Below are 13,650 nucleotides of genomic sequence, written 5' to 3'. Positions count from 1 at the left end.
CTTCATTGCACAAAATCGTAAGTGACGATGAAATGACTCTCGCCGGGCTTCAGCGCCATCGGTCCAGGCATGTCGAGTTGGAAAGTCAGTTCACCGTCATCTGCTTGAAACCCACTGCTGGCAAGTATGGTGTCGTCCTCATCCAGGTTTCCGTCGCTGTTATTGTCAAGGTAGAGTTTTGCCTGGGCGATATCCAGTACGTCGTCCCCATTGCCGGATGCCTGCAAGGTCAGGGTGTTGAGTTCCGACTCCACGTCCGTCTCCAGGCTAAACAGTTGCACCACTACATCCTTCTCGCCGGGACTCGCCTCGCGATCGTCTGCAGTACCCGAATTGAGCTTCACGCCTGAACTTGATGCCTGCTGGAAGCGGGGGTTAAAGGGCTGGGCATCTTCGCTGTCTACAGCGCCATCATTATCGGTATCCACTACCGTTGCCGCATTCAAGCCCAGCACGAAGGCGCCGCGAATCGTGTTTTGCACACTGTTGCCGGCACTGTCTGTGGCGACAATGCGCAGGTCGGCAACGGCGGATTCCGACACTTCAGGCAGCAGGGTAAGGTAGCGCCCGTCTTCTGGTGCGGTTTCCAGCGGCAACCAGTCACCCCCGTCCAGCGCCAGCTCAGTGGTCACAGAGTCGAGCGGCAACTGGCTTTCGAGGGACAAAAACAGCTTGGCGTTGCGGCGCGCATAGTGTGAAATCACGCCGTCATCCAGCAGTTCCAGCATGGCGATGCGCGGCGCGGTGGCACCGTCCAGATTGTTGAGTTGCACCCGGGCGCTGGAGGTATATTCATCTTCACCGAGAGACGTGGTGTACTCGAAATCCACCTGCACCGAGGTGCATTCGCTGTCGGCGAAGAACAAGTATTCTTGAATAAAGTCGCTGCTGCTCAATTCACTATCGCCGGGCAGGCACAGGGCGCGGTATCTGGACTCCGGTCTATAGCCGTTGCCCCAGCTGTCCATTATCCAGCTCGAAGAAATACTGCCGATGTGGCTGGGAAGCAAGTGGTGATTGCCGCTGTCATTACGCAGGCCCCCAGCAAAATACCTGGGGCCCTGACCCATAAGCATGATTCCGTTGGACCGCTCCAGTATTACCTCGGGGGTGGTGAAGTCCTTATCACTAGGTCGCAGCTTGCGGTAGACCGTGCGGCCGATGGAAATTTCGTTACTATGGGCCGCCGTGGTCTGATCTTCCCCTATGGGTACATACAAACTCAAAAATGTGGGCCCAGCGGCAATATCCTCCTCGCGCCCATGCAGGGTAAGCAGCGACGATTTGTGGGTCAACTCGCTTGGGTACGACCACCAGTTTATAGCGGCTTCATACGTATTTAGCCCGTAACCCACGGTATAGCCTTCCCAATTCCAGAACGGATTACCGATCAGCAGTTGCGTACTGCCGGAATTACTGAGATCGAAGTGCAGATCTTCAGACATGCCCTGTTGGCTGTGCTTTACCGTATACAGTTTGCGGTCTTGAGGGTGCGCGCTCCCTTCTTCCGCCAGCCCCATATAATTAATTTGGAAGTTGTCAGATAGGTTGCGCAGAGTTCTCATCGGCACATTCCCACTGTAATTCAGGTGCAAGCCTGACCCGGGAATCTCGGGGTGAGTCAGCCTAAGTACCTGATCCATAAACTGGAGTGTCTCGCCGCTTTCTGTTTGTAGGGGGGGGATACCAGCCCCCCGAACTCTTGCAGGCACGACCAATTCACCACCGGATGTGTGCCGGTTTTCAAATGCATGCCAGACGTCATACCGCTCCCCATCAGCAATGACGTCCGTACTGAACAGAATATTGATAGGCTCGTCACGTACTGCCATGTGCAGGACAGGTTCAGCATTTTCAAAACTGGAGAGCTGCTCCCAGGCAGACCAGCCCTCATTGAACAAAAATGCGGAATAGGACCAGTATTCTCCCGGCGCCTCGGATTCACGTATGGCCAGCACCTCCGCGCGATTGAAGGCCACAGGCAGGCGTACGCGCTCATCGCCAGATAAATATTCAAGTGCCGAATCGTAGGCGGCTTCCAACGGTTCGTGGTAGGGCACCTGATCGTGATCGACATTTAGGTCGATGAACTCGGCTCTGCTCGCACCCACTTCCAAATCGAACTGGTCGGCGGAAAGATCCAAGTCGGCGCCAGCGGGGAAATTACCCCCGTTTGCAACTTTAAATTCGGTAGGAGCGCTCAGGTTCTTCACCGTCACCTGCAGGTTTCTCTGAGTGTGAGCGCCCTGTCCGAAGTGACCCGCATACAGGGTGGGGGGGCTGACCAGAAAACGCGCGCTCGCGGCCGCGAAGGCATCTAACTGCCCGTTGCCGACCTCGGCCAGTTTGCCGTGCACCTGCGTGGCGCGGTTGACCAGCAGCGCCTTGATCTCGGTGCTGGTCAGTTCCGGGTGTAACTGGCGCAGTAGTGCCGCGGCGCCTGCCACATGGGGCGCGGCAAAAGAAGTGCCGGATTCAGTGCGGAGGCCGCCGCCCAAGTTGGTACTAGAGATAGCCACACCAGGTGCGACTATCTCCGGCTTGATGCTGTTACTGCTCAGGTCCAGGCTGGTACCGAACATGCCCCGGGAACTGAAGTCCGCCAGGTGGCCCGCTCCATCCACCGCGCCCACGGTGACTATTTCTTCCGCGGAACCGGGACTGCCAATGGAGTTGAGAAAGGGACCGTCGTTGCCGGCGGCAGCGACCACCACGACACCGGCGCGCATGGCATTGTTGGCGGCGACGGACAGAACCGAGTTGTTTCCACCCGCGCTGCCCAGGCTCAGATTGATCACGTCCACCGCATCGTCCGTTTGCGGATTTCCGTCCGGGTCCAGAGCGGCTTCAATGGCGGCGATGATGTCGCTTTCGCTGCCAAAGCCATCGCTATTCAGCACTTTGTAGGCGTAGAGCTTGGCAGCGGGCGCTACCGCCGCGGTCACGCCGGCCACCATGGTGCCGTGGAAGTGGTCGTCCATGGGATCGCTATCATCGTTCACGAAATCGTAGCCACCGACCACGCGGCATCCGCTGCCCAAGCAGCCGCCCAGGTCTTCGTGGGTGTAATCGATACCGGAATCGATAATAGCGATGCTGGTCCCTTGTCCCTCGACGGCCCTGTCCTGCGCATCGCGCATTGCCCACACCTCGGGCGCGCGTACCTGCTGTGGACTGCCGGCCTGAAAAGCGCGCACCTGCCGGTCCCGGGTTACCGCGCGCACCTCAGGCATGGCGGCGATAGCGGGCAGCTGATCCACTCTGGCGGTTGCGCTGATGGCGTTGACAGCACGAGTAAAGCGGTGGCTATGGCTCGCGATTAGTTTGCGCTGTTGAAGTTTGGCGACCATTTGCCGTTGGCGCAGGCCCAACTCCTGCTGCCGGGCGACGAAAGCGCGCATATCCCACTGTGGGCCAATAGTGCCCGATGCACGCAAGCCTGCCTGCTCCGCAGCAGAAGCCCCGTGCAGTTCGATAATAATGCTCACCTCTTCATCTGGACGATATCTGATCACCTCCGGCCAGGCTTGCCTGTAGCGCTCGGGCTGAGACGCGTCTTCGCGGGACACGCTCAACTGCAGAGAACGAGACTCTGAAGCTTTTTCCCCCGGATTGGCTGCCGCGGGTTGCAGTAATGCAACCAAGACGGTCGCTGCCAGATACTGCGGAATCGGTTTTACACGCATAGTAAACCTCCTATTTAAGTAGTCGACCCTGACAAAAAACAAATACCCACCTCCACTACCGGGCAGCGTGGGCTTATGAGATAATTCTTGCCACTTCAGCTCTTCAGGCGTATACGGCCATGAAAAGCTTGATCGCATCACCTGCGGGGCCTTTAAGGAAGTTTTTTGACAGTAGAAAATCAAATTTTAGGTGTTCAATTAACGGCTTAATTGCCGCTCGACGCCAACTCTTTTTCCGTTTCTTTTCTCACTGGTAGGGATTATCTTTTTTTTAATAGGCTTGGGTAAAACTATTTTTGCACCTTCGGCCACCTTCTTTCCCTGATTGCCTCGATCACATGTGGCCTGTTCAATCTTGGGCTCTCTAACTTCGTTGTCCATGCTAATCACTTCATCTAAAGTCTTGCTATCGCGAATTTTTTCTGGTGATTCACAGCAATTAGAATAATGCCGTTTTTCGCTATGGAGGCAATAGAAGCTTAGTTGCCATACTGATCCTTACTCCTGGCAACACAATACACTTGTGATTCGTTCAGGCTGTAGATTTTGTTTCTATCATTTTTCTGTTGTTTCAATACACACTCATACAGTGCAAAATCATCTTGACAGGTATCTAAAAGACCCTTAGGTGATTTTTTCTCACTTTCTGCAAAAGAATGCCAGCTATTGTACGAAGAAGTTTTACCGATTTTTCCCTTAAATCACTCTTGATATAGCGATAGAAGCGCAGATTAATTCGTATTTCTTTTCTCTCTTGGTATAGGTTTGGCGCTGCTGGATGCTTTTATGTATAGCGATTTTATTAAGCCGTTAAAAATTTTTATCGCGAGCTTACCATTCGTTGGGTAGGTAATAAATAAATTTCTCTTGTACTGTAGTTTCGATATTTACAGCTTTAGCTTCAGGTAGGGTGGCATGAAATTGTATCGACATATCAAAATTTTTTTCAACACCGAGTTCACCAATGTGGGTGCGAAAATGTACCAATTCTATGAGGTGGCAGTAGGCTTTATTCTGGGAAAATCTTAAACCGCAGAAGGCTTGATGGTAGGGGGCGATTCTATTGGAGTACAACATTTTTTTCACTCAAACTTCCCAATTATTTGAGAATTGGTAGGCCGACGAGAAGATTAATGGGGATACTGTGGCGACCGCTCCTATCAGAATAGCAGCGTCCAAAAGTGCGTTTAAAATCTGTCCAGGGAATTTCTTTTGAGAGCAATAACAGTGAATCTGATAAATCAAATTGATAAAAGAGATCGGTGCCAAGAAAACTGGTTTGTTGGTACAGATCGGTGTCTGTGAGCATAATCATCCTTGAACATTTCAACCAGAAATTTGACTCAGAGTCGCAAAAAATTGTCGAAATGACTAAGCCGTACACTTACGTAGCTTTAGTGTCTATAAGCTTAACGGCTTTTTCAGGTCGGACTAGTTAACTTTGCTGTAATAGTTAGTCGGGAAAAAATACACATTGCATTGTGGGCGTCTTTTGAGTCTATAAAAAGGGTGGGAATCGGGGGGGCGGCCGATGATATCCCTCAGGTATTTAGTGGTCTACTAAACCCGGACACCAATTTAGGTGGTAAAGTTGCCATCGAAAATAGAGGTGATCAATGAGTAGACAACGCCGATCCTTTTCTTCTGATTTTAAATTAGAAGCTGCCCGCTTGGTGGTAGATCAGGGCTATTCAATTGCTGAAGCAGCCCGGTCGCTGGATATTGGTACAACGGCTATCCGCCGATGGGTGAAGCAACTAGAGGCAGAGCTGAGTGGAGGGAGGCCTGCAAGTAAAGCGCTTACCACTGAACAGCAGAAAATTCAGGCGCTTGAAGCCCGTGTCAATCGCCTGCAGAGCGTTTGGAATACCTCGACCATGCTACTACGAATACAGGATAAAGAAGAGCTCTGTTGATGTACCCAGAATGCAGCTCCATTCCAAAGTCATTGAAGTCTTTGAGCGCAGCTGTAGCTCTGCAGGAAGTCGTACAGTCGTAGGTTTGCTTTATGAGCAAGGGACATCAATCGGAAGCTTTAAAGTCTGAAGACTAATGTGTGAGGTCGGCTTTGCGTATAAACAACCTGGTCCTCATAAGCATAAGAGAGCAATACTCGAGCGCTTAGATATACCGAATGAACTTGATTGCCAGTTTAATGTTGAGAAATCCAATCAAGTTTGGTGTGACGACATTACCTATATCTGGGCTGGTTAAAGCTGGTGTTATTTGGAAACCGTTATAGATTTACACGCTCGCCGTATCGTTGGATGGGCCCTCTGAGGGAAACCAGATGCCGCACTAACAATAAAGGCACACGGAATCATATATAAAAGCCATGAAGGAGGTTTAAGTCATTATTTTAGAAGCCTGTACTCAACACTGAAGTTTATTGATGAAAAAGGTGGAGATGATACGAAGCTTTATGTCAGGGTGGTTCGTTCGCAATTATCTTCGCATCAGTTAGCAGTCCTTTTTATAATTGTCTCTATGGAAAGGGGTGTGAGAAAATCAGGCTGCTAATTGAGCGCCATGAATTTTTCAAAAAAAATCCTAATTTATTGCTAGATAAAGATATTCACGATGATATCTATTTCCTTCATGCGTTTGGTTTTTTGAGTTCAAATGAAAAATCACCACCAATAGAAAAAGACTATACAGAATCTTGAAGTATACTTTAAATTTTCAGGGGGGATTGTTTATCCAATAACATTGAGAGGATACCTCAGTATTTCTCAGTAATTTCGCGCGGCCAGGAAGGCACCTCAACTTTTCTGCATCCCTGTTTAGGCTGCCCACTCCCGATACCACCCTAATATTTCTTAATGATTTGGGCGTGAGCAGTCCTCATGTTTACTGCTTGCTCTCCCGGCGCTCCAGATCTTCCCGCTCGCAGTCGATTAGGTTTGCCCACTCATCGGCAAGGTGAGCGCCGATAACTGCCAACTCTTGGCTGGTGGTGTTGCTCTTGGATATCAGGCTAATACTATGGAAAAGAGTCCGTAGCTTGTTTATTGACTCTAGGCTGAGATTTGCGATATCGATTGAACGATCAAGGAGGTTATCTGCTTGAGGGGTAGATACGACTGGGGCTTGGTTTGCCATGACTTGGGCTCCTTGTATAAGTGAGCCGCTGCTTTTGAAGTTCCAATCTCAATTGGGCGGCGGGCTGTATGGGTTGGAACTACCGCTACAAGGGAACGGCGGGCACAAGGCCCCCCAAACCGCCCACCATAATATGCGGGTGGTTGCTAATTTAGTGCCCCAAGTACCAAGTTTAGCGGTGACTCTTATTCATAATCATCTTTAAGATCTCACGAAAGGTGCTGAATTCCTGTAAAGCAGCTACGCATTGTGAGCTACAGTGGTCATAAAGTTATCTAGGACTTTTCGGGTCCCTTTAATCGGATGCCAAAATGACGCATCAAGACCTTATTGCCGGCTGCCAGAAGGAATGGGATCTGTTTGTTCATCACCCATTCGTTAACCAACTTGGCGATGGTAGCTTAGACAAGACATGCTTTCAGCATTACTTACAGCAGGACTACCTGTATCTGATTCAATATGCTCGCGCCTTCGCTCTTGCGGTATTCAAATGCGAGAATCCCGTACAAATGCGGGCCACCATATCGTCATTATCCAACTTGATAGAGCATGAATTCAGCTTACATATGGACTATTGCCTTGAGTGGGGTTTACAGGAGTCTGACGTTATGGATATCCCTGAAGGGTTTGCTACGGTTGCTTATACTCGCTATCTAATTGATGTGGGTTTACAGGGAGATCTGGCTGATCTTTATGGCGCGCTAGTACCCTGTGCGCTGGGCTATGCGCACATTGGCCAGTTTCTTTCTCAGCGAAGTAGTAATACGACAAAAAGTAATCCTTATACGAAGTGGATTGAACTCTACTCAGGCCCTGAGTGCCAGAAGGCGGCCAAATTAACTACAGACTTTTTTAATGAGTTGATTGCCGAAATACCTAATGAATCACATCGCGCCAAGCAACTTCAGAAACATTTCACTACGGCTACCAGGATGGAAATTGCTTTCTGGCAACAAGGGCTTGATCTATCAACTTGAGTCGAATAATAGCTTTTCAGCTCATAGGCAAGGACAAGTAAAAGTTGCGTGATAAAAAAGTTGGTTTAGCTGTAGAGAGTAAAAACGCCTTACTTGAGGGTTTGCCCACCCAAAATGAGTTATAGGTTTTTTATGGTGTGGTACAGGTAATAAAAAGGCCGACCTTGCAATTGACCTTCTTCGATTTGATGGAGATGTCGGGAGTTGAATCGTTTGCTGTAGCTATCGTATTTGCTCGGTTTTTATTTGGTTTAATCACAAAAGCCGAAAGAAAACCCCAACACTAAAGCAAAGTAATCCCCCATTTGGCGCGTGATTTATCTGGATCAACTGTGCCCTAGGCTCTCTCTATGTGTCATGCCTCAGCAGGCATTCTTGGGGCGCTTACTGATGTGAAAAAAACCTTTATCGATGTCAACAATTGCCAACAGGCGAGCGGCCTCCTTGATTGTGGATAAACCTTTCTCTCGTGTATAAGTGCATCACATGATCGATGGTTGAGGCTTTGTTCTTTTTGAGGTGAGTGGCTAAGTGGGTTCTTTAAGGTATTTTTTTAAGTTGGTTAATGGGTAGAAATGTGGGTATTCCTAACACAATATTGATCTGACCCCACTTATTTAGAAGGCTCCGACAGGCATTGAGCCTGCCGGATGAAAAACGTTCAGCGCCTAGCGAGCTGTCAAAAGGGAAATCGAGACTATCTATTGCTAGTCACTCTTTTAGAACCGACGTACATTGCAAATAACCGAAGGCCGATGGAAATTAAGACAAGCATACTTGGCGCTGTATGAGCGGGCATTGCCTTTAATTGCGTGATTTCTCTTTGAAGGGTTATCGTTTGATGTGGATTGGACTGGTGCTTTGGAACCTGAATGACGTTTTTCTTAAGTAATTTATCGAACGACTCGATTTCTCCCGCAAGCATATCCAGGAGTTCCAATTCGGTCTTGCCGTCCCATGGTAGCTGTTTCCTATATGCGTCAACTGCTTTACCAAGCTTGTTCCATTCTTCTGCGAGGAAGGCTTCAAGTGATGAGAGGGTCCTAAGCTTCGAGTTCATGGATTGATTGGCTCGGTAGGCGTTTTGTCCATGAGCGCCGCTCGCCATAATTCCACCAAAGTGCTGTACGTTATGTTTGGCAGTATTCAGGTTCCGGCTGATTAAGCTGAGTTGATCCAAGGTGTGGACCAGAGTCTGATCAAGTCTCGGATCTTTATCCTTAATCGCTGCCAGAGCGGTATTAACCAGTCGACTCACCTGTATCTTGGTTGCATGTTCGTTGATAGACATACCCTTTTATCCTCGTAAATCCATTGAAGAATGTGTTCCACCTCTCTGATTTGAGATGCATGTGCCACATTCAATTTTTTCCTTGATGAATACGCGAATTCTAAATCAAATCTGCCGAGTGTCGTGGTCGAATAGAGTACGAGCCATTGCACGGAAGCCATGAGCAGTCATGGTTTGATTGTCATCGCCCAGTGACCTGAGTGCAGTCCTCACACCGTTATCAGGCAGTGGACGGCTCTGGCATCGAGCTGATGGGAAAACATATTTGCCAAAGCCTGTTAGCAGCTCCAGTTCTTGCAGTAAGGCTAGAGCCTGTTCAGCAAGAGGAATAATGTGTGGCGGGTCCATTTTTATTTTTTCGCTGGGTAGTTCTATGTGCTTGGCATCCCAATTGATTTCCGCCTACTCAAGTTTTCGCAATTCTCCAGGGGGGCAGAATAGGAGAGGGGGATAGTTTTAGGGCTGCTCTTACTACTGGGGAGCCCTGGTATTCGTCTATGGCTGTTAGTGGGTGCCCAACTTCAGCAGGGTCTGTAATTGCTGTCAGATGCTTTTTCTTGGTGGCGGTGAGTGCGCCGGCCAAGTCTGTGGTGGGGGCACGGTCTGCCCTTCCGGTATTTGTAGAGCCAGTATGCACGTTGGTACAAGGTGCAGCTGTCAGCTCCCCTTCCAGACATGTCAGTAACAATGCCCTCGTAATACAATCGGGCACCCAGAGTTAAAAATATTAGAAGCAGAGCTCAGATCCAGGCTTTTCCTTGCAAAGATGATGTTATACATTATTGATGGTGTGTATAACAAATTCCATTAATAGTTTATAGGGGCTAGCTTTTTAGTCTATAAATTGAGCTGAAATTTCGATCTAGGTTAGTTGTGTACCTCAGGTTAGGGCCCATATCTGGTGGCTGTTGCAGCCTTCACCGATTGGGCCTACTTAGCAATTATCAGGTTGATCAGTAATGTGTCAAATTGATGCTGAGTAGGGAGCCGTGGAGCTTCTCAAGCAGAATTGAATTCTTGAAAGCCACAGTGTAAACATCAAAAGTATCAATAAAATCTCAATCTATTCTAGTAATTTGGTTTATTGGTGGGCCATTACAAATATACTTTGTAGTTAATGGTTCCTACTGGCCAATATCTTCATGCCAGATTTCAGGATGTTGCTGAATAAATTGATTCATAAGACCAATACATTCAAGATTATTAAGAACAACCAAGCTTACACCTTCAGATTTGAGTAATGATTCATCACCTAGGAATGTTTTATTTTCACCGATAACAATATTCTTAATTCCGAATAGACGTATGGCCCCACTGCACATCGGGCAGGGTGATAAAGTCGTGTAAACGGTGCACTTTTGGTAATCGGTAGAACACAATTTTCTCATATTTTCCAGTGCGCTCATTTCAGCATGCTTGATAACACTGTTTTGCTGGACGTGCTGATTGTAACCTTTGCCGATAATTTCACCATTCAGCACTATTACACAACCGACAGGAATTCCTCCCGTTGCTAAACCTTTTCGTGCCTCATTAATGGCTTCTTGCATGTAAGCGCCATGGTTAGCTTCACTCATTACAGCTCTCTGTTTTAGGTATTAAGAATATTTTAATCAAAGAATGTAGAGCATATTATTAATACATCACTGCATTAGTGAGCTACCGACTAGAATCAGTGTAAACAGGCGCTAGGTTGAGCTATGTCGGCGATATTTGGGGGGCTGAAAGGGGACTCAGTTAATTGGCGATATGTTTCATAACTTGATTCTTCATCGCTGTGAGTTGCTAGCATGTGTCTTCCTTGCTGCTAATGATCACGCCTTTTTGCAGATGATTTAAATAACTTCTTTTTAAACAGTTGTTTGGATTTTAGGGGCTGATTTTAGAGGCTATAGAAAGATAGGCCGGTAAATTTACGTGTCATTAAAGTGACTGGAGTGATCGTCCTAGATTTGTGAGCTGGCCGGTAACCCAGTGGTTTTTAATTGGTTTGTTTAGTGCTATCTAACGGGATTCTTGAATTGTTAGTAACCTGAACAAACGCTAATGGTGAGCTTTTTGAGACCGTCAATATTCGCCATCGATAAGCTATGCAAAAAATTTTCTTCGGTGGAAGATTGAATAGGCTGTCGAATAAGTAATAAAAAAGGCCAACCTTACGGTTGGCCTTTTTCAATTTGGTGGAGATGGCGGGAGTCGAACCCGCGTCCGTCAGCACTCTGCCAGAGGCTCTACATGCTTAGCTCCGTCTATTGATTTAACCCATTACAGCCCGGCGGTCAGGACGTATAGGGCGATCCCGTAAAGTGTTTAACCGCTTGCCCACGAGTATGGCTTGCGGCGATCCAGTTCTGTATAACAGTCTACAGCGCGATACTGGAACCTTGCTGAAGACTGCTAAGGGACGAACCCTTAGTTAGTGCTTCACAAGCTGCTTACGCAGCGAGTTGGGCACCGTAGTTGTCGTCGTTGGCAACTAATAAAATACAGCTTTGGATTAACGTGATTCGCTGCCATCACGGCATGCACCCAAGGTTTCGTCACCGGCGTCGAATCCAAGTCATCCCCGATAAGAAACACTCTCGTGTGTCATCTAAGTATACCTCAAACTCGGGCATTGCAATAAATTTTTATGCGCCAGGAATTTTTGGGAACTTTGATCAGGGGCAGGGAGAGAGCGGAGTGCCCCGGCAGCGGTGGCCGCCGGGGGAGTTAGAAAGGGCTTACAGTATCGATTGGGCGAAGGCCACCAGAATCAACAGTGGGCACACGATGCGCACATACCAGGGCCAGATCTTCCAGAACAGGGTGTGCTCAATATCTTCGTGGCCTTTCTTCAGCTCGCTCAGCAGCTGGTCGCGGCGCCAGATCCAGCCGGCAAAGATACACAGCGCAATACCCAGCAGGGGCTGGCCGTATTCAGTACTGATACTGACTGCCAGTCCAAACAGGCTGTCGAAGTTGTAAATAATGGTGCTGCTGATGGCAAAGATCACCAGGCCCACAGCCGGAGTGGCAATACGGCGGGGGATGCCCAGGTTCTCAATAGAGAAAGCCACCGGTACTTCCAGCATAGAGATAGAGGAGGTGAGGGAGGCGATCACCATCAGGGCAAAGAAGGCAATGGCGACGAACACGCCGGCTTCGCCCATGGTATCGAACAGCGCTGGCAGCACCTGCAGGATCAGGTTGGGCCCGGCGATGAGGGCGCCGTCGGCAGCGAAGATCTGGGTGCCGGCTTCCTGGGCCACATACATAGCGGGCAGGATCAGTAGGCCTGCGGTGAAGGCGATCCCCACGTCGATCAGAGTGACCAGGGCGCCGAGACGCGGCAAGCTCTCCTGCTGGCTCAGGTAAGAGCCGTAGATCAGCATAGTACCCACCCCTAGAGACAGGGAGAAGAAGGCCTGGCCCATGGCAGAGATCAGTAGCTTCGGGGTGAAGTGACTGAAGTCTGGCATCAGGTACACCTCCAGGCCGGTAAAGGCGCCGGGCTGGGTGAGTACGTAGGCGATCAAAAGCAGCAGCAGGATAATCAGCGAGGGCATCAACAGGGTGGACCAGCGCTCAATGCCCTTCTCCACACCGCTGGCAATAATCAGCATGGTGAGACCACTGAAGATTGCAGTAAAGATCAGGTTGCGCTGGGTACTGTTTTCAGTGAGCCATTGGACGGCTTCCTGGGCGCCAAACAGGGCGGCGAAAGGCTCGGCCAGGTGGGCCACCATCCAGCCGGCCACAATAGCGTAAAAGCTCAGAATCAAAGAGGCTACCAGGATACCGCCAAAGCCGGTGAGACCACCGAAGAAGCGGCTCACAGGACCAATAGAAATAGCCCGCAGTGCCTGCACCATATTGCGCCGCGCATAACGGCCAATGGTGAGTTCGGCCATCAGCGCCGGATAGGCGAGGGCGAAGGCCAAAAACAGATAGGCCACTACAAAGGCGGCGCCGCCGTTGCTGGCGGCTTTGGTGGGGAAGCCCCAAATGTTGCCGAGACCAACGGCGGACCCGGCGGCGGCCATCAAAAAGCCAATATTCGAGCTGAACTGTCCTCGCGGTGCACTCATAGTAAATCCCGTAATTATTCTTCTAGTTGTCTCTGTGCACTACTTGTGCGTGGCGCGCATCAGGCGCTGCTTTTCACGGTTCCAATCCCGTTTTTTCTCGGTTTCGCGTTTGTCGTGCATAGCCTTACCCTTGGCCAAGCAGATTTCGCATTTAACCAAATGGCCCTTCCAATACAGCGCGGTGGCAACCACGGTGTGCCCCTTTTGCTCCACGGCGGCGATCAGCTTGGACAGCTCGCGCTTGGTGAGCAGCAGGCGACGGGTGCGGTCGGGCTCGGTCACATAATGGGTGGAGGCGCTGGCAAGCGGCTGGATATTGGAACCCAGCAGCCAGGCTTCGCCATTTTTAAAAATGACATAGCTGTCGGTGAGCTGGGCCTTGCCCTCACGACAGCTTTTCACTTCCCAGCCCTGCATCTCAACGCCCGCCTCAAACTTCTCCTCTATGAAGTAGTCGTGACGGGCCTTCTTGTTGAGGGCGATGGTATTGGATGTTTGCGCTTTCTTTTTCTTGGCCATGAAAA

At 49.5% G+C, this 13,650-nt stretch carries 13 protein-coding genes and 1 other RNA gene; 3 read left to right on the top strand and 11 right to left on the bottom strand.

The annotated features are described in order from the left end of the window. Positions 1-2 precede the first annotated feature (2 nt). The 3 genes from ACJJI0_RS11740 to ACJJI0_RS11730 form a co-directional block, all read right to left on the bottom strand. Positions 3-3,686 (bottom strand): S8 family peptidase, encoded by a 3,684-nt coding sequence (locus tag ACJJI0_RS11740; protein ID WP_444882704.1) that lies wholly within the window; start codon positions 3,684-3,686, stop codon positions 3-5. A 198-nt stretch (positions 3,687-3,884) separates the two neighbouring features. After that, the gene (locus ACJJI0_RS11735; protein ID WP_444882703.1) at positions 3,885-4,067 is read right to left on the bottom strand and encodes a hypothetical protein; all 183 of its coding nucleotides are present in this window, start codon (positions 4,065-4,067) and stop codon (positions 3,885-3,887) included. Positions 4,068-4,517: 450 nt separating this feature from the next. Then, entirely contained in the window at positions 4,518-4,772 is a 255-nt protein-coding gene (locus ACJJI0_RS11730) for a hypothetical protein (protein ID WP_444882702.1), read from the bottom strand. A gap of 530 nt (positions 4,773-5,302) precedes the next feature. Between ACJJI0_RS11730 and ACJJI0_RS11725 the strand changes: the two genes are divergently transcribed. Then, complete coding sequence (locus ACJJI0_RS11725) at positions 5,303-5,602, top strand: transposase (RefSeq protein ID WP_444882701.1); 300 nt, start codon at positions 5,303-5,305, stop codon at positions 5,600-5,602. A 388-nt stretch (positions 5,603-5,990) separates the two neighbouring features. Continuing rightward, entirely contained in the window at positions 5,991-6,206 is a 216-nt protein-coding gene (locus ACJJI0_RS11720) for a putative phage abortive infection protein (protein ID WP_444885931.1), read from the top strand. 330 nt (positions 6,207-6,536) lie between these two features. On the opposite strand, the gene ACJJI0_RS11715 is transcribed toward ACJJI0_RS11720, so the two are convergent. Beyond that, complete coding sequence (locus ACJJI0_RS11715) at positions 6,537-6,788, bottom strand: hypothetical protein (protein ID WP_444882700.1); 252 nt, start codon at positions 6,786-6,788, stop codon at positions 6,537-6,539. A 311-nt stretch (positions 6,789-7,099) separates the two neighbouring features. Between ACJJI0_RS11715 and tenA the strand changes: the two genes are divergently transcribed. Then, complete coding sequence (tenA, locus tag ACJJI0_RS11710) at positions 7,100-7,765, top strand: thiaminase II (RefSeq protein ID WP_444882699.1); 666 nt, start codon at positions 7,100-7,102, stop codon at positions 7,763-7,765. Positions 7,766-8,462: 697 nt separating this feature from the next. Here the strand turns inward: tenA and ACJJI0_RS11705 are convergent. The 7 genes from ACJJI0_RS11705 to smpB all read right to left on the bottom strand — a co-directional run bounded on the left by ACJJI0_RS11705 (position 8,463) and on the right by smpB (position 13,645). Continuing rightward, complete coding sequence (locus ACJJI0_RS11705; RefSeq protein WP_444882698.1) at positions 8,463-9,056, bottom strand: hypothetical protein; 594 nt, start codon at positions 9,054-9,056, stop codon at positions 8,463-8,465. A 105-nt stretch (positions 9,057-9,161) separates the two neighbouring features. After that, positions 9,162-9,404: a hypothetical protein gene (locus tag ACJJI0_RS11700; protein WP_444882697.1), complete on the bottom strand. Its 243-nt coding sequence runs from the start codon at positions 9,402-9,404 to the stop codon at positions 9,162-9,164. A gap of 58 nt (positions 9,405-9,462) precedes the next feature. Beyond that, positions 9,463-9,744 (bottom strand): hypothetical protein, encoded by a 282-nt coding sequence (locus tag ACJJI0_RS11695; protein WP_444882696.1) that lies wholly within the window; start codon positions 9,742-9,744, stop codon positions 9,463-9,465. 436 nt (positions 9,745-10,180) lie between these two features. Next, positions 10,181-10,633 carry a nucleoside deaminase gene (locus tag ACJJI0_RS11690; RefSeq protein ID WP_444882695.1) on the bottom strand — a complete coding sequence of 151 codons (453 nt, stop codon included), beginning with the start codon at positions 10,631-10,633 and terminating at the stop codon, positions 10,181-10,183. A 601-nt stretch (positions 10,634-11,234) separates the two neighbouring features. After that, positions 11,235-11,624: a transfer-messenger RNA gene (gene ssrA, locus ACJJI0_RS11685) on the bottom strand. A gap of 155 nt (positions 11,625-11,779) precedes the next feature. Beyond that, positions 11,780-13,126 carry a sodium-dependent transporter gene (locus tag ACJJI0_RS11680; RefSeq protein WP_252083248.1) on the bottom strand — a complete coding sequence of 449 codons (1,347 nt, stop codon included), beginning with the start codon at positions 13,124-13,126 and terminating at the stop codon, positions 11,780-11,782. 39 nt (positions 13,127-13,165) lie between these two features. Beyond that, on the bottom strand, positions 13,166-13,645 hold the full coding sequence (gene smpB, locus ACJJI0_RS11675) for an SsrA-binding protein SmpB (RefSeq protein ID WP_152454820.1): 480 nt from the start codon (positions 13,643-13,645) through the stop codon (positions 13,166-13,168). Between the last annotated feature and the right edge of the window lie 5 nt (positions 13,646-13,650).

This window comes from Microbulbifer mixtoriginis (SeqCode) (assembly GCF_052466695.1).
Note: the sequence above shows the minus strand (reverse complement) of the source record. Positions and strands in the feature narration are given on the sequence as shown.